The 19959-nt window shown below is 72.0% G+C and carries 18 protein-coding genes and 1 pseudogene; 5 read left to right on the top strand and 14 right to left on the bottom strand.

The window, feature by feature from the left end; translation table 11 throughout:
* Position 1: 1 nt before the first annotated feature.
* On the bottom strand, positions 2-550 hold the full coding sequence (locus ACH4FX_RS02940; protein ID WP_398474411.1) for an acyl-CoA thioesterase: 549 nt from the start codon (positions 548-550) through the stop codon (positions 2-4).
* Positions 551-680: 130 nt separating this feature from the next.
* Positions 681-926: pseudogene (locus ACH4FX_RS02935) on the bottom strand (acyl-CoA thioesterase); the annotation flags it as partial.
* A gap of 292 nt (positions 927-1218) precedes the next feature.
* Between ACH4FX_RS02935 and ACH4FX_RS02930 the strand changes: the two are divergent.
* Complete coding sequence (locus tag ACH4FX_RS02930; protein ID WP_398474410.1) at positions 1219-2532, top strand: LCP family protein; 1314 nt, start codon at positions 1219-1221, stop codon at positions 2530-2532.
* 65 nt (positions 2533-2597) lie between these two features.
* Here ACH4FX_RS02930 and ACH4FX_RS02925 read toward each other — a convergent pair whose 3' ends face one another.
* Complete coding sequence (locus ACH4FX_RS02925; protein WP_398474408.1) at positions 2598-3770, bottom strand: acyl-CoA dehydrogenase family protein; 1173 nt, start codon at positions 3768-3770, stop codon at positions 2598-2600.
* Between the two features lie 199 nt (positions 3771-3969).
* On the opposite strand from ACH4FX_RS02925, the gene ACH4FX_RS02920 reads away from it, so the two are divergent.
* Positions 3970-5310, top strand: a complete 1341-nt coding sequence (locus ACH4FX_RS02920) for a UDP-glucose dehydrogenase family protein (protein WP_398474406.1) — start codon at positions 3970-3972, stop codon at positions 5308-5310.
* A 63-nt stretch (positions 5311-5373) separates the two neighbouring features.
* Here ACH4FX_RS02920 and ACH4FX_RS02915 read toward each other — a convergent pair whose 3' ends face one another.
* From ACH4FX_RS02915 to ACH4FX_RS02905, 3 genes are all read right to left on the bottom strand, one after another.
* Positions 5374-6561: a dipeptidase gene (locus ACH4FX_RS02915; RefSeq protein WP_398474404.1), complete on the bottom strand. Its 1188-nt coding sequence runs from the start codon at positions 6559-6561 to the stop codon at positions 5374-5376.
* Positions 6558-7061 carry a 5-(carboxyamino)imidazole ribonucleotide mutase gene (gene purE, locus ACH4FX_RS02910; protein ID WP_398474402.1) on the bottom strand — a complete coding sequence of 168 codons (504 nt, stop codon included), beginning with the start codon at positions 7059-7061 and terminating at the stop codon, positions 6558-6560. Before purE ends, ACH4FX_RS02915 begins: the two co-directional genes overlap by 4 nt.
* A 107-nt stretch (positions 7062-7168) precedes the next feature.
* The gene (locus ACH4FX_RS02905; RefSeq protein ID WP_398474400.1) at positions 7169-8308 is read right to left on the bottom strand and encodes a 5-(carboxyamino)imidazole ribonucleotide synthase; all 1140 of its coding nucleotides are present in this window, start codon (positions 8306-8308) and stop codon (positions 7169-7171) included.
* Between the two features lie 145 nt (positions 8309-8453).
* Between ACH4FX_RS02905 and ACH4FX_RS02900 the strand changes: the two genes are divergently transcribed.
* Positions 8454-8891 carry a protease inhibitor I42 family protein gene (locus tag ACH4FX_RS02900; RefSeq protein WP_398474399.1) on the top strand — a complete coding sequence of 146 codons (438 nt, stop codon included), beginning with the start codon at positions 8454-8456 and terminating at the stop codon, positions 8889-8891.
* 136 nt (positions 8892-9027) lie between these two features.
* Positions 9028-9558 (top strand): GtrA family protein, encoded by a 531-nt coding sequence (locus ACH4FX_RS02895; protein ID WP_398474398.1) that lies wholly within the window; start codon positions 9028-9030, stop codon positions 9556-9558.
* 64 nt (positions 9559-9622) lie between these two features.
* Here ACH4FX_RS02895 and ACH4FX_RS02890 read toward each other — a convergent pair whose 3' ends face one another.
* Positions 9623-10870: an ATP-binding protein gene (locus ACH4FX_RS02890; RefSeq protein WP_398474397.1), complete on the bottom strand. Its 1248-nt coding sequence runs from the start codon at positions 10868-10870 to the stop codon at positions 9623-9625.
* Between the two features lie 59 nt (positions 10871-10929).
* The gene (locus ACH4FX_RS02885) at positions 10930-11610 is read right to left on the bottom strand and encodes a response regulator transcription factor (RefSeq protein ID WP_003984832.1); all 681 of its coding nucleotides are present in this window, start codon (positions 11608-11610) and stop codon (positions 10930-10932) included.
* Between the two features lie 548 nt (positions 11611-12158).
* Between ACH4FX_RS02885 and ACH4FX_RS02880 the strand changes: the two genes are divergently transcribed.
* Entirely contained in the window at positions 12159-13685 is a 1527-nt protein-coding gene (locus tag ACH4FX_RS02880) for a peptide MFS transporter (RefSeq protein WP_398474396.1), read from the top strand.
* Between the two features lie 107 nt (positions 13686-13792).
* Here the strand turns inward: ACH4FX_RS02880 and ACH4FX_RS02875 are convergent, their stop codons facing one another.
* The 6 genes from ACH4FX_RS02875 to ACH4FX_RS02850 all read right to left on the bottom strand — a co-directional run bounded on the left by ACH4FX_RS02875 (position 13793) and on the right by ACH4FX_RS02850 (position 19929).
* Entirely contained in the window at positions 13793-15253 is a 1461-nt protein-coding gene (locus tag ACH4FX_RS02875) for a hypothetical protein (RefSeq protein ID WP_398474395.1), read from the bottom strand.
* Entirely contained in the window at positions 15253-16506 is a 1254-nt protein-coding gene (locus ACH4FX_RS02870) for a hypothetical protein (RefSeq protein WP_398474394.1), read from the bottom strand. Before ACH4FX_RS02870 ends, ACH4FX_RS02875 begins: the two co-directional genes overlap by 1 nt.
* Positions 16503-17534, bottom strand: coding sequence for a hypothetical protein (locus ACH4FX_RS02865; RefSeq protein WP_398474393.1), 1032 nt, complete (start codon positions 17532-17534; stop codon positions 16503-16505). Before ACH4FX_RS02865 ends, ACH4FX_RS02870 begins: the two co-directional genes overlap by 4 nt.
* A gap of 100 nt (positions 17535-17634) precedes the next feature.
* A complete protein-coding gene (locus tag ACH4FX_RS02860) occupies positions 17635-18414 on the bottom strand; it encodes an LPXTG cell wall anchor domain-containing protein (RefSeq protein WP_398474392.1) in 780 nt (259 codons plus the stop codon).
* A 467-nt stretch (positions 18415-18881) separates the two neighbouring features.
* Positions 18882-19379: an ATP-binding protein gene (locus ACH4FX_RS02855; protein ID WP_398474391.1), complete on the bottom strand. Its 498-nt coding sequence runs from the start codon at positions 19377-19379 to the stop codon at positions 18882-18884.
* A 181-nt stretch (positions 19380-19560) separates the two neighbouring features.
* Complete coding sequence (locus tag ACH4FX_RS02850; RefSeq protein WP_398474390.1) at positions 19561-19929, bottom strand: STAS domain-containing protein; 369 nt, start codon at positions 19927-19929, stop codon at positions 19561-19563.
* Between the last annotated feature and the right edge of the window lie 30 nt (positions 19930-19959).

Genomic DNA, 19959 nt, shown 5'->3' with positions numbered 1-19959 from the left:
CCTACCCGGCGTCGTCCGACCCGCCCTGCTCCCGCAGCTCCATAATCGCCCGCCGCCGCGCCAGACGATGCGTACGACGGATCTGCGCCTCCTGGTAGCGGCGCTTGTCGCGCTCGGTCTCCGGTATGACTGGCGGCACAGAACGGGGCTTGCCGTCCTCATCCACAGCCGCGAAGACCAAGTACGCCGAGCCAACCTGTGTCGCGGGCGTGGACTCGTTCCAGCGTTCGGCCATGACCCGAACGCCGATCTCCATGGATGTCCGTCCAGTCCAGTTGCACTGAGCGTGCACATGCACAAGATCGCCGACACGCACAGGCGAGAGAAACGCCATTTCGTCCATGGAGGCGGTGACCGCCGGCCCGCCGGAGTGCCGACCCGCCACGGCGCCGGCCGCGTCGTCGACGAGTTTCATGATCACGCCACCGTGCACCGTGCCGAGCAGGTTCGTGTCGCCCGCCGTCATGATGTGCGACAGCGTCGTACGGGAAGCCGACGTTGGCTTACCCGCAGGATCGCTTTCCAGCTCCGTAGAGACCTGATCAGTCATGTTCACCACCATAAGCGGACGGCCCCGACACCGTGCTCGGACGATGCCGGGGCCGCCCCCGTAGACCCTCGCCGCGCGTTTTCGCTGGTCAGCGTGTTTATGTCTTAGAGGACTAGGCGTGGACCAGGTCGCCCACCCGGACCGGTTCCAGGAAGGCCATCTCGTCCATGGAGGCGGTGACCGCGGGCCCGCCGGAGTGCCGGCCGGCCACCGCGCCCGCCGCGTCGTCGACGAGTTTCATGATCACGCCACCGTGCACCGTGCCGAGCAGGTTGGTGTCGCCTGCCGTCATGATGTGCGACAGCGTCGTACGGGAGACGGAGGTGGGCTTGCCCGGAAGGTCGCCCTCCGGGCCGGTGGTGACGAGATCGGTCATGCGCCCAGCTTATGCGCGGGCGCACGCTCCTCCACCGGCGCCCGTCCCGCACCCCGTACCCCACGCTCCACGCTCCGCGCCACCGTGGCGTGTTACCCGCGCCGTCGCCCCACCCCGTTCCAGCGCCCTCCGCCGCCCCGCCTCCGACCAGGAAGAACCGGCCGGATTGGGCGGCTCCGCCCGGATTGCGCAAGCGACGCCCCGTGTCACTTTGCATCAGCTCTGCAACAGCGGCGGCCCGATCTCGTACCTGGGCTGTATGGCGGAGCGGTAGGACAGGCAGACTTCCTCCATGAACGAGTGGCCTGGGTCCGACAACAGAGACCGGTACGGACGTGGCAGCGGCGCCGAGCCGGAGGGCGCGCGCGCCATGCCGCACGTGCGGCGCGGCGGTCCGCACGGCCCCGGCGGTCCTGGCGGGTCCGGCCCCGGGCCGGGGCAGCAGCCGCCCGAGCCGCCGCTGCCGCCGCACCTCTCGCCGCGCGGCCCGGCCGTCCCCCACCAGAGCCAGGGCCACGACCGGTACGGCGACGGCCGCGGTCACGACGACGGCTACAACACCGGCCAGGTCTACGGCGGGGGCCGCGGCGGCGGGCGGGGCGGCGACCGCGGGGCGCGCCCGGCGCCCAACTGGGGCCGCCGGATCAAGTGGACCGTGCTGACGCTGGTCGCCGTACTGCTCGTCACCTCGGTCGCCACGTACTTCTGGGCGGACGGCAAGCTGCGCCGCGAGGTGGACCTGAGCAAGGTCATCGACCGGCCGGCGGAGGGCGACGGCACCAACTACCTGATCGTCGGCTCGGACAGCCGCGAGGGCATGTCCGACGAGGACAAGAAGAAGCTGCACACCGGTTCCGCCGAGGGCAAGCGCACCGACTCGATGATGATCCTGCACGACGGGAGCAACGGCCCGACGCTGGTCTCGCTGCCGCGCGACTCGGACGTGGAGATCCCCTCGTTCGTCGGCTCCAAGTCCGGCAAGAAGTACCCGGGTCGCGGCCGGCACACCAAGCTCAACGCGGCGTACGCCGAGGACGGCCCGGAGCTGCTGGTGCGCACCGTCGAGCACAACACCGGCCTGCGCATCGACCACTACGTCGAGATCGGCTTCGCGGGCTTCGCCAACATCGTGGACGCGATCGGCGGCGTGGAGATGGACATCCCCAAGGCGTTCAAGGACAAGAAGTCCGGCGCCGACTTCCAGGCCGGCAAGCAGACCCTCAACGGCGAGCAGGCCCTGGCCTTCGTCCGCACCCGCTACGCCTTCGCGGGCAGCGACCTGGACCGTACGAAGAACCAGCAGAAGTTCCTGGCCGCCCTCGCCAACCAGACGGCCACCCCCGGCACGATCATGAACCCCTTCAAGCTCTACCCGACGCTGGGCGCGGGCCTGGACACCCTGGTCGTCGACAAGGACATGGGCCTGTTCGACCTGGGCCAGATGTTCTTCGCGATGAAGGGCGTCACGGGCGGCGACGGCAAGTCGATGAACATGCCCATCGCGGGCACCACCGGCGGCAACCTCCGCTGGGACAAGGCCAAGGTCGCCAAGCTCGTCGAACAGCTGAAGAACGACGAGCCGGTGACGGTCGGCGGGAACGAGTGAAACAAGCGGCACGGAACACGTGAGAGGGCCCCCGCCGAGGCGGGGGCCCTCTCACATGCGTCGCGTCACGGCAGGTTGCGCGCCATGACGATCCGCTGCACCTGGTTCGTGCCCTCGTAGATCTGCGTGATCTTGGCGTCGCGCATCATCCGCTCCAGCGGGTAGTCGCGGGTGTAGCCGTAGCCGCCGAGGAGCTGGACCGCGTCGGTGGTGATCTCCATGGCGGCGTCGGAGGCGTAGCACTTGGCGGCGGCGCCGAAGAAAGTGAGGTCCTCGTCCTTGCCGCCGGCCGAGATCCGCTCGGAGCGGGCGGCCGCGGCGTAGGTGAGCTGCCGGGCGGCCTCCAGCTTCATGGCCATGTCGGCGAGCATGAACTGCACGCCCTGGAAGTCGCCGATCGGCTTGCCGAACTGCTTGCGCTCCTGGACGTAGCCCTTGGCGTAGTCCAGGGCGCCCTGGGCGATGCCGAGAGCCTGGGCCGCGATGGTGATGCGGGTGTGGTCCAGCGTCTTCATCGCGGTCGCGAAGCCGGTGCCCTCCGCGCCGATCATGCGGTCGGCGGGAATGCGGACGTTGTCGAGGTAGACCTCGCGGGTGGGCGAGCCCTTGATGCCGAGCTTCTTCTCCGGGGCGCCGAAGGAGACGCCCTCGTCGTCCTTCTCGACGACGAAGGCGCTGATGCCCTTGGAGCGCTTCTCGGGGTCGGTGACGGCCATGACCGTGTAGTACTCGCTGACGCCGGCGTTGGTGATCCAGCGCTTGACGCCGTTGAGGACGTAGTGGTCGCCGTCCCGTACGGCCTTGGTCTTCATGCCGGCCGCGTCCGAACCCGCGTCCGGCTCGCTCAGGCAGTACGAGAACATCGCGTCGCCCTTGGCGAGCGGGCCCAGGTACTTCCGCTTCAGCTCCTCGGAGCCGGAGAGGATCACGGGCAGCGAGCCGAGCTTGTTGACGGCGGGGATCAGCGAGGAGGAGGCGCAGACCCGGGCGACCTCCTCGATGACGATGACGGTGGCCAGCGCGTCCGCGCCGGCGCCGCCGTACGCCTCCGGTACGTGGACGGCGTGCAGGTCGTTGAGGGTCAGCGCGTCCCGGGCCTCCTGCGGGAAGCGGGCCTGCTCGTCCACCTCGGCGGCGAACGGCGCGATCTTCGCCTCGGCGAGCGAGCGCACCGACTCGCGGAGCATGTCGTGCTCCTCGGACGTGCGGTACAGATCGAAATCAGCGGTTCCCGCCAAGGTTTCTCACTCCCCTGAGAGCTGTCTACAACGCTAACTACCGTTAAGTAACCCGAATTCTAGGGGCCGTCGGGCGGGTGGGGGACGTGAGTTTGCCGACAGCCACCCGTACAGTCCCGGCCACCGGGCCCGAAGGCCGGGACACCGGCCGGACTATGCTCAGGCTGCGCAGACCTCCCCGTACGCACCTGGAGCACCCATGGCCTTGAAGATCACCGTGATCGGCACCGGCTACCTCGGCGCGACGCATGCCGCGGCCATGGCGGAGCTGGGATTCGAGGTGCTGGGCCTGGACATCGACCCGGCGAAGATCGAGATGCTGGAGCGGGGCGAGACCCCGATGTTCGAGCCCGGCCTGGAGGAGCTGCTGCGGTCGCACGTCGCGGGCATCGAGGGCGCCAGCGGCCGGCTGCGCTTCACCACCTCCTGGGAAGAGGTCGCGGACTTCGGCGACGTGCACTTCCTGTGCGTCAACACCCCGCAGAAGCACGGCGAGTACGCCTGTGACATGTCGTACGTCGACTCGGCCGTCGAGTCGCTGGCCCCGCTGCTGCGGCGCCCGGCGCTGGTGGTCGGCAAGTCGACGGTCCCGGTGGGCAGCGCGGTCCGGCTGGCCGCGCGGGTCGCCGAGCTGGCGCCGGCCGGCGAGGACGTGGAGCTGGCCTGGAACCCGGAGTTCCTGCGCGAGGGCTTCGCCGTGCAGGACACCCTGCACCCGGACCGGATCGTGATCGGTGTCGACGGCGGACGGGCCGAGGAGGTGCTGCGGGAGGTGTACGCCAAGCCCGTGGCCGAGGGATCGCCGTTCGTGGTGGCCGACTTCCCCACCGCGGAGCTGGTCAAGACCTCCGCCAACTCCTTCCTGGCCACGAAGATCTCGTTCATCAACGCCATGGCGGAGGTCTGCGAGGCGGCCGGCGGCGACGTGGTGAAGCTGGCGGAGGCGATCGGTCACGACGAGCGGATCGGCAAGAAGTTCCTGCGCGCCGGCATCGGCTTCGGCGGCGGCTGTCTGCCCAAGGACATCCGGGCGTTCATGGCGCGCGCCGGTGAGCTGGGCGCCGACCAGGCATTGACGTTCCTGCGCGAGGTGGACTCGATCAACATGCGGCGCCGCGGCCACATGGTCGAGCTGACCCGGGAGGCGGTCGGCGGCTCCTTCCTCGGCACCCGGGTCGCCGTCCTGGGCGCCACTTTCAAGCCGGATTCGGACGATGTGCGCGACTCCCCCGCGCTCAACGTCGCCGGGCAGATCCACCTCCAGGGCGGCCAGGTGACGGTGTACGACCCCAAGGGCATGGAGAACGCGCGGCGCGTGTTCCCGACGCTGGGGTACGCGGACACGGCGCGGGACGCGGTGCGCGGCGCCGACGTGGTGCTGCACCTGACCGAGTGGCGGGAGTTCCGGGAGCTGGACCCGGCCGCGCTGGCCGAGGTGGTGGCCACCCCGCGCATCCTGGACGGGCGCAACGCGCTCGACCCGGCGCTGTGGCGCAAGGCGGGCTGGACGTACCGGGCGCTGGGGCGTCCGCAGGCGTAGCAGAGGCGTACGAGTGAGGGCCGGACTCCGCGGAGTCCGGCCCTCCTGGCATTGTGCTGCCGCTCAGCCGTCCAGCTGGTCGATGGTCGCGATGGACGGGCCGCGTCCGGCGCGCAGCGTGCGCGCGACGTCCTCGGCGCCGCGGAGCGTACGGACCGCGTTCTGCCAGGTCAGCTTGGCCAGGTCGGCTGTGGACCACTTGCGGTCGAGCAGCTCGGCGACCAGGTTCGGGTAGCCGGCCACGTCGGCGAGGTCGGCGGGCGTGAAGGCGGTGCCGTCGAAGTCGCCGCCGATGCCGATGTGGTCGATGCCGGCGACCTCGCGCATGTGGTCGAGGTGATCGGCGACGGTGGCGGCGGTGGCGAGCGGACGCGGGTTCGCCGCCTCGAAGGCGCGGTGTATCGCCATGCCCTCGGCGGTGGTGTCCAGGTGGTGGAAGCCGTGCGCGCGCATGTTCTCGTCGGCGCGCAGCGTCCAGTCGACGGCCTCGGGCAGGATGAACTTCGGTACGAAGGTGGCCATCGCGATGCCGCCGTTGGCGGGCAGCCGCTCCAGCACGTCGTCCGGGATGTTGCGCGGGTGGTCGCAGACCGCGCGGGCGGAGGAGTGCGAGAAGACGACCGGCGCGGCGCTGGTGTCCAGCGCGTCGCGCATGGTGTCGGCGGAGACGTGCGAGAGGTCGACGAGCATGCCGAGGCGGTTCATCTCGCGGACGACCTCGTGGCCGAAGGCGGTGAGGCCGTGCGCGCGCGGCTCGTCGGTGGCCGAGTCCGCCCAGTCGATGTTGTCGTTGTGGGTGAGCGTCATGTAGCGGACGCCGAGTTCGTACAGCGCGCGCAGGGTGGCCAGCGAGTTGTTGATCGAGTGGCCGCCCTCGGCGCCCATCAGGGAGGCGATCCGGCCGTCGGCGCGGGCCGCCTCCATGTCGTCGGCGGTGTACGCCAGGCGCAGGTCGCCGGGGTGGCGGTCGGCCAGCCGGCGCACCACGTCGATCTGTTCGAAGGTGGCGCTGACCGCCTGGTCGCCGGTGTAGTCGGTGCGTACGTACACCGACCAGAACTGCGCGCCGACGCCGCCGGCCCGCAGCCGGGGGATGTCGGTGTGCAGGCGGCCGCTCTGGTCGGCGGCGATGTCGCACCGGTCGAGGTCGTAGCGGACCTGCTCGCGCAGCGCCCAGGGCAGGTCGTTGTGGCCGTCGACCACGGGGTGCTCGGCGAGCAGCGCGCGGGCCGCCTCCAGGGACGCGCTCACTTGCCGCCCCCGAAGCCGAAGCCGGCCGGGGAGGCGACCTTGTTGCGCAGCCGCTTGCCCTTCTCGGTGGCCTGCTCGTTCAGCTCCTGCTGGAACTCGCGCATCCGGGCCAGCAGCTCCGGGTCGTGGGCGGCGAGCATGCGGGCGGCGAGCAGCCCGGCGTTGCGGGCGCCGCCGACCGAGACGGTGGCGACCGGCACCCCGGCCGGCATCTGCACGATGGACAGCAGCGAGTCCATGCCGTCCAGGTGCTTCAGCGGTACGGGCACGCCGATGACCGGCAGCGGGGTGACCGAGGCGAGCATCCCCGGCAGGTGGGCGGCGCCCCCGGCCCCCGCGATGACCGCCTTCAGGCCACGGCCCGCGGCCTGCTCGCCGTACGCGATCATCTCGTGCGGCATCCGGTGCGCGGAGACGACGTCGACCTCGTAGGGGATCTCGAACTCGTCGAGGGCCTTGGCGGCGGCCTCCATGACGGGCCAGTCGGAGTCGGAGCCCATGACGATGCCGACAGTGGGCGAAGAATCGGAGGGGCGCGCTGGGGGTCCCCCCGCACGGAGTGTGGGGGAGCTCGTTGAGGGGCGGTGGCCGGGCGACGGGTGGGCACTCATTCGGTGATGGTTCCTCGCAGATAGCCGGCGGCGTGCGCGGCGCGCTCGCGCACGTCGGCCAGGTCGTCGCCGTAGGTGTTGACGTGTCCGACCTTGCGGCCGGGCTTCACGTCCTTCCCGTACATATGGATCTTCAACTGCGGGTCCCGTGCCATGCAATGGAGGTACGCGGAATACATGTCGGGATAGTCGCCGCCGAGGACGTTGGCCATCACCGTCCACGTGGCGCGCGGGCGCGGATCGCCGAGCGGAAGGTCGAGGACGGCCCGTACGTGGTTGGCGAACTGCGAGGTGATCGCGCCGTCCTGGGTCCAGTGGCCGGAATTGTGCGGGCGCATGGCCAGCTCGTTGACCAGGATGCGGCCGTCGGCGGTCTCGAACAGCTCGACCGCGAGGTGGCCCACCACGCCCAGCTCCCGCGCGATGCGCAGCGCCAGTTCCTGGGCCCGGCCGGACAGCTCGTCGGACAGGCCGGGGGCGGGCGCGATGACCGTGTCGCAGACGCCGTCGACCTGGACGGACTCCACGACCGGGTACGCGACGGCCTGGCCGTGCGGCGAGCGGACGATGTTGGCGGCCAGTTCCCGGACGAAGGAGACCTTCTCCTCGGCGAGCACCGGCACCCCGGCGCGGAACGGCTCGGCCGCCTCTTCGGAGGATCGTACGACCCATACGCCCTTGCCGTCGTAGCCCCCGCGGACCGTCTTCAGGACGACCGGGAAGCCCTCCCCCTCCGCCGCGAACCGCGCCACGTCCGCCGGGTCGGCGACGATGCGGTGCCGGGGGCAGGGTGCCCCGATCTCGGTCAGCTTCGCGCGCATCACCCCCTTGTCCTGGGCGTGCACCAGCGCGTCGGGGCCGGGCCGTACGGGGATGCCGTCGGCCTCCAGTGCCCTCAAGTGCTCGGTGGGAACGTGCTCATGATCGAAGGTGATCACATCACAGCCACGGGCGAAGGCGCGCAGCGTGTCCAGGTCGCGGTAATCGCCGATGACGATGTCACCGACCACCTGGGCCGCCGAGTCCTGCGGAGTGTCGCTGAGGAGCTTGAATCTGATGCCGAGGGGGATGCCCGCCTCGTGGGTCATACGGGCGAGCTGGCCGCCGCCGACCATGCCGACTACCGGGAACGTCACGCCCCCAGGGTAGCCGCCCGGCCGTCCCGCCCGGTCGCCCCCCTTGGAGGAACATACGAATGCAAGCGCGCCACCCTCACCGTTCCGGCCTCCGGAGATCACCCCGGAGCGGTAGGCTCGCCGCCGCCGTGGAGGGGGAGGACACATGGGCGACGGAGGCATACCCAGGCGCACCAGGACCGCGGGGATCGCCGTCGCGGTGGCGGCCCTGCTCGCCGCCGTCTACGCGGTGGTCACCCAGCTGACGGCCCCCGTCGTCTTCGCCGAGGACGACCGGGAGATCACGGTCTCCGTCGGCACCCACTTCTCGATCCGCCTCAAGGACAACCCCGCCAGCGGCTTCCGATGGGTCCTCGCGGCACCGGCGCCGGACCCGGCCGTACTGAAGGGGGCGATCGGGCATTACGACGCCGGCGAGCCGACCCGTCCGGGATCGGGCGGTATCCGCTACGCCGATTTCACGGCCCGGGGCGCCGGACGTACCGAGGTGACTCTCAGGTACTGCTACCGCTGTGGCACTCCGCAGGCCGACGAGCAGGACGAGAACGCCAGGATCCGGCGCTTCCGGGTGACCGTGGACTGACAAGTCCCGGGCGCCCCTCCGGTCACGGATGGCAGGCAGCACACAGGTCGCCTGGTTAGCATGAGCGGGCGGACTCAGGTTGACGACCGCGCGAAGACGCCCACGAACGCCCACCACCAGGAGCTGAACGATCACTATGAGTGAACGGAGCGCACTGCGGGCCCGACTGGACGCACTGGCCCGCGAACTCATGAAGTTCGGCGCCGTCGGCGGGGCGGGGGTCCTCGTCAACTTCGTGGTCTTCAACCTCGTACGGCACCTGACCGAGCTGCCCGTCGTCCGGGCCAGCATCGTCGCGACCGTGGTCGCCACCGGCACGAACTACCTCGGCTACCGCTACTTCACCTACCGGGACCGCGACAAGAACGGCCGCACCAAGGAGCTGACGCTCTTCCTGCTGTTCAGCGTCGTCGGCCTGGTCATCGAGAACGGCGTCCTGTACGTGGCGACGTACGGGTTCGGGTGGGACACCTCACTCCAGAGCAACGTCTTCAAGTTCCTCGGCATCGGCCTGGCCACGCTCTTCCGCTTCTGGTCGTACCGGACCTGGGTGTTCCGGGCGCTGCCCGCGCGCAAGGCCGTGGAGACCGCGGAGTCCTTCCTGGCCGAGGGCGCGCAGGCGCGGCGCGCGGCGAGCGCGGCCACCACCGAGCCGCCGCGCGACTAGGAGCCGTACGGGCAGCCGTACGGGCAGCCGTACGGGCAGCAACCGGGCGCACGCGACCGGCCGCTCACTCCCCGGCCGACTCCGCCTCGCGGGCCAGGAACAGCGCGAAGACCGGCGGATGCTGCTGGAGCAGTTCCAGCCGCCCGCCGTCCGCCTCCGCCAGATCGCGGGCCACGGCCAGCCCCAGCCCGGTCGAATTCCGGCCACTGACCGTCCGCTCGAAGACCCGGGAACCGAGGTCCGGCGGCACGCCCCGGCCGGCGTCCGTCACCTCGACCACCGCCTGGTTGCCGGTGACCCGGGTGCGCAGCGCCACCGTCCCGTCCCCGTGCATCAGCGAGTTCTCGATCAGGGTGGCGAGCACCTGCGCCACCGCGCCGGGCGTGCCGACCGCGCGCAGCCCCTTCTTGCCGGAGCGCACGATGGCCCGGCCGGCGCTGCGGTAGGCCGGGCGCCACTCCTCGACCTGCTGCTTGACGACCTCGTCGAGGTCGAAGGCGACGGCGGAGCCGGAGCGCGGATCGCGGGAGTTGGTCAGCAGCCGCTGGACGACGTCGGTCAGCCGCTCGACCTGGCCCAGCGCGATGGTGGCCTCCTCCTTCACGGTGTCCGGGTCGTCGGTGACGGTGATCTCCTCCAGCCGCATGGACAGCGCGGTCAGCGGCGTGCGCAGCTGGTGGGAGGCGTCGGCGGCGAGCCGCCGCTCGGCGGTGAGCATCCGCGCGATCCGCTCGGCGCTGGCGTCCAGCACGTCCGCGACCCGGTCCAGTTCCTGCACGCCGTAGCGGCGGTGGCGCGGGCGCGGGTCGCCGGAGCCGAGCCGCTCGGCGGTCTCGGCGAGGTCGGTCAGCGGCGCGGTCAGCCGGCGGGCCTGGCGGACGGCGAGCACCACCGCGGCCAGGATCGCCAGGATCGCGACGGCCAGGATCACCAGCAGCGTCCGGCCGATCTCGGCGCTGACCGTGGAGCGCGGCTCCTGGACGGTGACCGTCTCGCCGCGGTCGCCGTGCTGCGTGGACTCGATGACGTCGCCGGCCGGCCGGGAGCCGATCTCGATGCGCGGCCGGCCGGGGACCTCGATCTCGGCGTACCGCTTCGCGGTGATCTGTTCCGAGAGGATCTCGGGCGTCAGTTTCTCGCCGCTGCCCAGCCGGCTCTCGACGATGCCGACGAGCCGTACGGCCTCGGAGGCGACGCTCTCCTGCGCCCCCGACTGGATGGTGCGGGTCTCGACGATGACCAGCGACACGCCGAAGACGGCGATCACGACGAGCACCACGGCGAGGGTGGAGTTGATCAGACGGCGGCGCACGGTGTCCTCCGGGCGGGATGCGTTCGTTCTTCTGCTTCTTCCCGCCCGGCGGCGGGCCCTCAGCTCTTCTCGAAGCGGAAGCCGACGCCGCGGACGGTGGCGATGTAGCGCGGGTTGGCCGCGTCGTCGCCGAGCTTCTTGCGGAGCCAGGAGATGTGCATGTCCAGCGTCTTCGTGGACGACCACCAGGTGGTGTCCCAGACCTCGCGCATCAGCTGGTCGCGGGTGACGACCCGTCCCGCGTCCCGCACCAGCACCCGCAGCAGGTCGAACTCCTTGGCCGTGAGCTGGAGTTCCTCGTCCCCCATCCAGGCGCGGTGCGACTCCACGTCGATCCGTACGCCGTGGGTCGCGGGCGGCTGCTGCGGCTCGGCGGACGAACCGCGGCGCAGCAGGGCCCGCACCCGGGCGAGCAGTTCGGCGAGCCGGAAGGGCTTGGTGACGTAGTCGTCGGCGCCGGCGTCCAGGCCGACGACGGTGTCCACCTCGTCGGCGCGGGCGGTGAGCACGAGGATGGGGAAGGAGTGGCCTTCGTTGCGCAGCCGGCGGGCCACCTCCAGCCCGTCCATGCCGGGCAGACCCAGGTCGAGGACGACCAGGTCGATATTGCCCTGCAGACCGGCGTCGAGCGCCGTGGGGCCGTCCTCGCGCACCTCGACTTCGTAACCCTCGCGGCGCAGGGCGCGGGCGAGCGGCTCCGAGATGGACGCGTCATCCTCGGCGAGCAGTACACGGGTCATGGGCCGATGGTAGTCCGATGTCCTACCTTCCCGGGCCGGACCCGGTGCGACCGGAGGTGGCCGGAAAACGACCTCCGGGCCGCGGGCCGGCGGCCGGACCGGAGCGGCGTGGCGGCACGGCGGGGGCCGGCGGGTGATCTTGCACTGCGCGCCACCGGCCGCAGCTGCGACCCCCCGCACGGTTCCCGGTTGCACATGTGACCGTTGTCTCACTCGCCCCACCGGCGTGGTTACCGGACGTATGGTGTCCCAACGTCCGTAGCACGACCTCGGGACCCTTGACTCTCAAGTGAGTCATCGGTCCCTGTTGTGTGCGGGGCCGGAACCACCGGTCCCGCTACACAGTGAATGACCTGTCGACCGGGTCCACCGCGCATGGCACGGGGGCGTGGATCCCGGTGTCACGACTGTCCTGCCGATTCCTCTTCCAGTGGCGTCGGCCCCCGTAGGACGTAGGGGGCGGGCAAGGTGACGCCGGTGCCGGTCAGCCCGACCCGGGCGCGCTGCGGTCTCCCCCGACGCGTCCCGAGCACACCTAGGAAGAACCCATGGCGTCCAGCCTGACGAAGGACGCCGCCGCACAGGGGAACCCTGGCAGCGACGGCAAAACCTTCTTCGGCCACCCCCGCGGACTGGCCACCCTCTTCATGACCGAGATGTGGGAGCGGTTCAGCTTCTACGGGATGCGGGCGCTGCTCGTCCTGTATCTGATCTCGGGCGGTCCTGATGCCAAGGACGGCGCCCAGGGCGGTGGTCTGGGCATACCCCAGACCAGTGCCCTGTCGATCTACGCCGTCTACATGGCGATGGTCTACCTGCTCGCCATGCCCGGGGGCTGGTTCGGCGACCGGGTCTGGGGCCCCCGTAAGACGGTGATCGTCGGTGCCTCCGTGGTCATCGCCGGTCACGTGGTGCTCGCCGTCCCCGGCCAGACGTTCTTCGTCGGCCTGGCGATGGTCGCGCTGGGCTCGGGTCTGCTGAAGTCCAACATCTCCACGATGGTGGGCCACCTCTACAACGGCCCGCAGGACAAGCGCCGGGACGGTGGTTTCACCGTCTTCTACATGAGCATCAACATCGGGTCCACGGCCGCCCCGCTGGTCATCGGCGGCATCGGCCAGAGCATCAACTGGCACCTGGGCTTCGGCATCGCGGCGGTCGGTATGGCACTGGGCCTGGTCCAGTTCCTGTTCGGCACCAAGCACCTGGACCCGAAGAGCAGCCAGGTCCCGACCCCGCTGTCGGTCGCGGAGCGCAACAGCTGGCTGCGCAAGGGCCTGTTCTGGGCCGCCCTCGCCGCGGTCTTCTACGCCGTCATCGGGTTCTCCGGCAACTTCAACGAGAAGTGGCTGCTGATCCCGCTCGGCGTCATCGGCATCCTCGTGCCCGTCGTGGTGCTGTTCCGCATCAAGCGGGACAAGGACCTCTCGGCCGACGAGCAGAGCAAGGTCAGCAGCTACGTCTGGTTCTTCGTCGCGGCCGCCGCGTTCTGGATGATCTTCGACCAGGCCGGTTCGACGCTGAACGTCTTCGCCGAGAAGAACACCGCGGACACGATCTTCGGGTTGAGCTTCCCCTCGTCGTGGCTGCAGTCGGTCAACCCGATCTGGGTGCTGGCCCTGGCCCCGGTCTTCGCCTCGGTGTGGCTGTCGCTGGCCAACCGCGGCAAGGAGCCGAAGACCACCGCGAAGTTCACCATGGGCATGGTGATGATCGGTGCCTCCTACTTCATCTTCCTGCTCCCGATCACCCTCTCCTCGGACGGGTCGAAGGTCACGCCGCTGTGGCTGATCGGCATCTACTGCATGCAGACCATCGGTGAGCTGTGCGTCTCCCCGGTCGGCCTGTCGGTGACCACGAAGCTGGCTCCGCCGAAGTACGCCAGCCAGATGATGGGTGTCTGGTTCCTCGCCAACACCGCCGGCGACAGCGTCGTCAACCTGCTGGGGCAGGCCGGCGCCGACCTCTCCGGTGTGGGCGTGCTGGTGGGTGAAGCGGTGCTCGCCACCCTGGCGGGTGTGATCATCTACCTGAACCGCAAGCGGATCAACGGTCAGATGAACGACGTGAACTAGGCGGCACGCCGTTCCCGTCGTCCGGCCGAGGGCCCCGGTGCGCATCCCGCGCCGGGGCCCTCGGCCGTTTCCGCGTACGGGCCGGCCGGCTTTCGCGTCCGGGCCGGTCAGCGGCCCAGGCGCCGCCACGGGGTGAGGGTGAGCACCGCGCCGCCCAGCAGGAGCACCGTGCCCGCGGCGAGGGCCAGGGCGCGGAGGGTGCCGTGGTCGCCCGCGCCGGTTTCGGCCAGGCCGCCGGAGGTGCCGCCCGCGCTCGCCGGGCCGGCCGCGCCGCCGCTCGCCGCGCTGCCGCCCGCCGCGCCGCCCCCGGTGGTGCCGCCGGACGAGGCGCCGCCGGTGCCGCCCTGCTGGGCCGTGGTGTCCAGGGCGAGGGAGACGCCCGGGTCCTTCTCCGGGGTGCAGGTCGTGGTCGTCCCCAGGGCCCGTACGGTCAGCACGCCCGGCGTCAGTGTCGCCTTGCCGGTCGCACCCGGTGTGTAGGTGCCCTTCAGGTCGGGGACCGCGATCGGCTGACCGGACTTGATGGGCTCCTTGTTCGCCGGGCCCTCGGTCCTGACCGTCCCCTTGTCGGCGCCGCCGACCCGGACGTCCATGGACGGCTTGACGGCGCCCGCGGGGATGTCCGCCGGGCTGTCCATCACCGACTTGGCGAACTTCACCGTCAGGCCGTAGCCGCCGCCCTGCTTGACGGCGTTGATCTGCACCGGCGAGGTGGCCTTCTTGTCGCCGATGGGGGTCTTGCAGGCGTACGGGACCTGGACGACCTTGCCCTCGTAGGACGTGCCGTCGGAGTCGCCGCCGCCGGTGGAACCGCCCGCGCCGCCCGCCGTGCCGGTGCTGCCGCCGCTGCCGGCCGTACCGCCGGTGTCCGAGCCGCCCGTGCCACCGCCGGTCGTCCCGCCGGTCGTCGTGGTGCCACCGGTGGTGCCGCCCGTACCGCTGCCTCCCGAGGTGCCGCCGGCCGTGCCGCCCCCGGTCGTACCGCCCGTGCCGCCCCCACCGTCGGTCACCTTGATCGTGGCGGCGGGCCGCACCTCCTCCTTCGGGGTGCACTTGGTGTCCGTGGAGATCGGCTTGTTGACGTTGATGTTGTAGAAGCCGGGCGCCAGCGTGACCTCGCCGGGCTTCTCCAGCTTCAGGGTGCCCTTCATGTCCGACAGCTTCATCGGGCTGTTCTTGGGGATCGGCGGGTTCTGCCGCGGCCCCTGGACCTTCAGCTCGCCGCTCTGCGCGCCCCCGACCTCGACCGTGCCGGTGGGCTGCACGGTGTCCTTCTCCAGGTCGAGGATGTCGGGGTTCTTGGACGCGGCCTCGACCGTGCGCCACACCACCTCGACCTCGTCGCCGACCTTCGCCGTCGCGGGCGCGGTCACCTCGACCTTGGTGGTGCCCTGGATCGCGGGCAGGCCCGAGATCGGCGGCGGTACGCACTCGGTGCGGTACGCCGTCTCCGCGGCCCCGGCCGGCCCCGCGGCCGCCAGGATTCCCGCGCCGGCGAGCAGCAGGGCGACCCCGCCCGCGCTCGCTCTCCTGCGTTGCCTCGTCACGTGGTACTTCACGTGGAACATCACGGGGAACCTTTCGCTCTCGGCGGGTCGGTCGGATCGGACGTGGCGGCGGACGGTGCGGAGTCCGGGGTGAACCACGGCAGGGTGGCGGCGGGGTCCGCGCGGGGCGGCTCCGCCGCACCGGGTACGGCCTCGCGCCCGCTACGGCGCGTGAGGCGGCCCGCCAGGCCGGAGAGCCGCCCGGCCGGGCCCCGGGCGTCGGCGTCGCGGTGGCGCCCGGTGGCCGCCGTACGCCGGGGCCCGCGCGCGGCGCCGCTCCCCCGCTCCCGTACCGGCGTACGGGCGGCTCCCGCGCGCGGGCGGACGCGGTCGACGACCGCCATGCCGATACGGAAGACCGCGGCCGGGACGACGACGCACAGCAGGATCCAGAACAGCGTCACGCCCCAGGGCCGTCCGACGCCCCACGGCTGCTCGGCGAGCACCTTGCCGCCGTACTTGAGCGAGACCAGGTAGTCGCCGTGCGCCCCGGCGGGCAGTTCCACCGGCAGCTCGATCCGCTGCCTGCGTCCGGCGGGCACGGTGCCCTGCCACTGCCGTTCCTCCCACTGCGGCGCGTAGACCCCGTGCGAGGTGCCCACCTCGAAGACCGGGTCCTTGGCCGGAGCCGCGCCGAGGTTGCCCACGGTGACCACCAGCCGGCGCCGGGGCGGCGCGCCGAACCAGGTCAGCAGGTTGCCGGAGCCCTCCAGTCGCGGCGGGGCCAGGACGCTCAGCCGTCCGCCGGCGTCCTCCTGGGGCAGCGGCGCGACCGGGTGCCCGGCCACCGTGAACGGGGCGTCGGCGGTGGCGGGCGCGCCGGTCACGGTGGCGGCGTGCACGACGCACGGGCAGGGCTTGGGCGGCTCGGCGACCGGGATGGCCTTGCGGAAGGAGCCGTCCGGGCCGGTGGTCACGGCCCGGCCGTCGCCGTTGGCACAGGCGTTGGTGCCGCCGATCATGTTCTGTCCGCAGATCAGCAGGGTGAGCAGCGTCTTGGGACGCCAGCCGCGGCCGGTGACGGTGACGGTGCCGCCGTTGCCCGCCTGCTGGGCGGAGAGGTGGATACGGGGAGTGGCGGCGGCCGAAGACGCTGGGGCGGCCGAGGCCGGGGGCGCGACGGGGAGGGGCAGCAGGACGAGGCCGAGGAGGGCGGCGGTGACCAGGGCGAGGAGGGTCAGGGGGGAGAGGGGGGACGAGGGGGCCCGGGAGGCCGGGGAGGGGAAGGAGGTGCGTCGTGCTCGCGTAGCGGAGTATTCGCTTGCGGCGCTCATGTGCCGACCTCCGCCCCGGAGGACGCTGCGGCGGCCTGGGAGACCGGACCGGGCTGCGGGGCCGGCTGAGGCGGCCCTGACCGGCCCCCTGGGCCCGCCCCTGCCTGCGCCGCCCGCACCTCCGCGCGCGCTTCTCCCACCCGTACCTCCGCCTGCGCTTCCCCCGCCCGCCTCCGGCGCCGTACACGCCAACCGGCCGCGCCTGCCAGCAGTCCGGCCGCTGGCAGCGCGGCGGCCCACCACGGCACCGCCGTGTACGTCGCCCCGGCCGTCCCCCGCGCCCCGCCCGCCGCCGTGACCGTCAGCCGTACGTCCACCGAGTCCAGCGCGGGCGCATCCGGCCACGGCTCGGTCAGCGGGATCCGGCGGCCCGGCGGCAGCGTGACGGGCAGGGCGCGCGCGACGCGGCGCAGGACCGGTCCGAGGAGCCCGTCGGCGTGCACGGCGAGGCGCGGCGCGAGCGGGGCGTTGCCGCGGTTGACCAGCACGTACCGGATGACCGCCGCGCTCCCCCGGCGCTCCACCGCCACGTCCTCGACGCTCAGCGCGGCCAGGGTGGGCCCGGTCACCCGCAGATGCACCGGGACCGCGGTCTTCCGGCCGCCGCCCTCGGCGACGACGGCGGCCGGGTGGTCGCCCGGGGCCGCGTCCCTGGGAACGGTCACCGTGAAGGGCACGTCCGCCCGGGTACGCGGTGGCACCCGTACCTCCTTCGCCGCGGCCGTGATCCAGCGCCCGGAGCCGGCCGGCGCACCGCCCACCCGGAGCGTCACCGCGCCGCCGGTCGGATTGGTGAGCGCGAGGCGTTCCTTCAGGACCGCGCCGGGGGCGCCTTCCAGATAGAAGTACGGGCGGTCCGGGGCGCCCGGCCGGGAGCCGCTGCCCGGGGCGGGCGCGGCGCTCCACCGCCCGCCGTCCGTACCCGGGGCGGCAGGGGTGGGTGCGGCGTGCGCGGGGGCCGGGCCCAGCAGCGCGACGGCGGCCGCCAGGGCGGCACCCGTGACCACCGCGCGGGTACGGAACGGCATCGGCGGCTCCAGGTGCTGGTGGTGCTGCTGGTACGCGTACGGGGTGCGGGGCGCCGCCGGGCGGCTCCGGTGCCGGTGCCCGCCGGGCCGCCGGACGGCCTCACGCCTGACCGTGATGGCGCCGCGTCAGCCAGAGGACGCCCGCCGCACCGGCGAGGAGCACCGTGCCGCCGAGGGTGCCGAGGGCGACGGCGGAGTCGGCCGGGCCGGTCTGCGGCAGCTGCCCGCCGCCGGAGCCGCCCGTGGCCGAGTCCCCGGCGCCGCTCCCGGAGCCGCCGGTGGTCCCACCCGTGGAACCGCCCGTTCCACTGCCACCCGTACCACCGGAGCCACCCGTTCCGCCTGTGCCCTTGACGTCCAGGGTGAGCGACGGCTTCGGGTTGTTGACGGGTGTGCAGGTGGTGGTCGTCCCGAGGGCCTTGATGGTGAGCGTGGACGCGGTGAAGGTGACCTTCCCGCTCTGCCCGGGGGTGTACGTCCCGCTCAAATCGCTGATTTTGATGGGCGTGTTGGCGGGGATCGCCCTGTCGTTGGGCGGCCCGGACACCGGTACCGTGCCGCTCTCCGCGCCGCCCAGCTTGATGAGCGCGCTCGGCTTCATGGCGCCCGCGCCCAGTTCGACGGGGCTGGAGGAGACGCCCTTCTGGAAGGACATCACCAGCTTGTACGCGCTGCCGCTGCGGGTGCTCCTGATGTCGATGGGCGAGACCGCGCCCTTGTTCCCGATCGGCGTCTTGCACTGGTAGTTGACGTCCACGACCTCGGCCCGCGCGGCCGGCGCGGCGAGCAGGACCACGGACCCCGCCGTCAGCGCCACGGCCGCGGCCAGACCGGCCGCGCGGCGGGGGCGCGCGGGGTGCTGTTCGTAGAAGCGGGCCACCTTGAGTTCCCCTTCTCGCGGTTGAGCGCCGCCCGATGTTACTGACGGCACATCAGATCGGTGGCTCAAGGTACGCCGGGGACCTTGTCGAGGGAAGTCACAGAACGGGCCGGATCCGTGCGGCACGGAGCGCCGGGAACGCCGGGGGCGGCCCGGAGGGAGAGGAAAGGGGAGGAAACGGGGAGGGTGAGGAAGGAGAAGGGGGAAAGCGGAGGAAGGGCGGCAAGGAGGGCGTACGGGTTCGGGTGTGTCCACGAGGGGCGCGCCATCCGCGTCACCCGCGGTGCGCAGGCCCGTCACGCCGGGACGTCGCCACCCAACGCGGCCGGCCCCTCACCCAGGGCCACACCGCTGCGCCGCACCGCACCCGAGGCCGGGCCCGATGCCCTGCCGCAGCCTCGGTGCCGGAACCGGACCGTCCAGGCCCGCCACCCCGCAGTCGCGAAGGAGGGCCCCGGCCCGGGGCCCTAGGAGGGAGCTGCGAGTTCCGCCCACACGGTCTTGCCCGTGCCGTCGGGGTTGCGGACGACACCCCAGTCCAGACACAGGCGCTGCACGATGAACATGCCGTGCCCGCCGGGCCGCCCCGCCCGGTGCGGGGTGCGCGGTGCGGGCGAGCCCGCGCCCAGGTCGGTCACTTCGAGGCGCAGCACCTTGGCGTTGCTGCGCAGCCGCAGTTCCTCCGGCCCCTCGGCGTGCAGACAGGCGTTGGTGACCAGCTCGGACACCACGAGCAGTACGTCCTCGGCGGCGGCCCGCTGGTCGGCACCGGCAGCCGGCAGCCAGCCCCAGTCGTGGAGGGCCTCCCGGGCGAAGTCACGGGCCCGCGCAACGGCTCCCTGCACACCCGCCAGGCGCAGCCTGCGGATCTGGCCGGCCGGGACGGCCGGGGAGGCGGAGGGAGCGCCGGCGTTGCCCGGCTCCGGGCCGAGGTCGCCCGGCGGGTACGGCCGGGTGGTGCTCATCAGCGCTTCACCTCACCGATTCGCCATTTCACGGATAGCGGTTACCTGACAGATTCAACAGATTCAGATGTCTCCTGCCCGACGGGACCGTGAGAACACCCACTTCTTGGGTACGGAAGTTGTGACGCGGGCAACGCGCACGGGAGGCGACCCCCCTGGTGCACCGCTCGCGCCGCTTCCGTCAGTCGGCGAGAGCCTTGTCGAGGGAGTCGTGCACGGTGAAGACCGCGTCCGCACCTGTGATCTCGAAGACCCGCGCCACCACCGGCTGCATTCCGGCCAGATGTACGCCGCCCCCCTCGGCCTCCGCCTTCAGCCGAGCGCCGAGCAGCACGTTCAAGCCGGTGGAGTCCATGAACTCCAGCTGTGAGCAGTCGACCACCAGCCGTGCGAAGCCGTCGGCGACGCACCCTTCGAGTGACTCACGCAACAGCTCCGCGGTGTGGTGGTCCAACTCACCCGCGACGGTCACGATCGCGCTGGCACCTTGATGCCGGATAGCGACATTGAGCCGTCCCCGACTGGCACTGCCGACCGTCCCGCGGTCCATGCGCGTGCACCCCTCTTGCTGTCTCGGCGT

The sequence above is a fragment of the Streptomyces sp. NPDC018019 genome, assembly GCF_044327805.1.
GTDB lineage: Bacteria > Actinomycetota > Actinomycetes > Streptomycetales > Streptomycetaceae > Streptomyces.
This window is presented reverse-complemented; position numbering and strand designations above follow the sequence as displayed.

Bases quoted from the DNA above. Each gene is read 5' to 3' on its own strand.
- purE (WP_398474402.1), bottom strand. From the start codon at position 7,061: ATGGGCTCCGACTCCGACTGGCCCGTCATGGAGGCCGCCGCCAAGGCC.
- ACH4FX_RS02855 (WP_398474391.1), bottom strand. From the start codon at position 19,379: ATGAGCACCACCCGGCCGTACCCGCCGGGCGACCTCGGCCCGGAGCCG.
- ACH4FX_RS02880 (WP_398474396.1), top strand. From the start codon at position 12,159: ATGGCGTCCAGCCTGACGAAGGACGCCGCCGCACAGGGGAACCCTGGC.
- ACH4FX_RS02885 (WP_003984832.1), bottom strand. From the start codon at position 11,610: ATGACCCGTGTACTGCTCGCCGAGGATGACGCGTCCATCTCGGAGCCG.
- ACH4FX_RS02900 (WP_398474399.1), top strand. From the start codon at position 8,454: ATGGGCGACGGAGGCATACCCAGGCGCACCAGGACCGCGGGGATCGCC.
- ACH4FX_RS02870 (WP_398474394.1), bottom strand. From the start codon at position 16,506: ATGAGCGCCGCAAGCGAATACTCCGCTACGCGAGCACGACGCACCTCC.
- ACH4FX_RS02895 (WP_398474398.1), top strand. From the start codon at position 9,028: ATGAGTGAACGGAGCGCACTGCGGGCCCGACTGGACGCACTGGCCCGC.
- ACH4FX_RS02930 (WP_398474410.1), top strand. From the start codon at position 1,219: ATGAACGAGTGGCCTGGGTCCGACAACAGAGACCGGTACGGACGTGGC.
- ACH4FX_RS02920 (WP_398474406.1), top strand. From the start codon at position 3,970: ATGGCCTTGAAGATCACCGTGATCGGCACCGGCTACCTCGGCGCGACG.
- ACH4FX_RS02865 (WP_398474393.1), bottom strand. From the start codon at position 17,534: ATGCCGTTCCGTACCCGCGCGGTGGTCACGGGTGCCGCCCTGGCGGCC.
- ACH4FX_RS02850 (WP_398474390.1), bottom strand. From the start codon at position 19,929: ATGGACCGCGGGACGGTCGGCAGTGCCAGTCGGGGACGGCTCAATGTC.
- ACH4FX_RS02940 (WP_398474411.1), bottom strand. From the start codon at position 550: ATGACTGATCAGGTCTCTACGGAGCTGGAAAGCGATCCTGCGGGTAAG.
- ACH4FX_RS02875 (WP_398474395.1), bottom strand. From the start codon at position 15,253: ATGTTCCACGTGAAGTACCACGTGACGAGGCAACGCAGGAGAGCGAGC.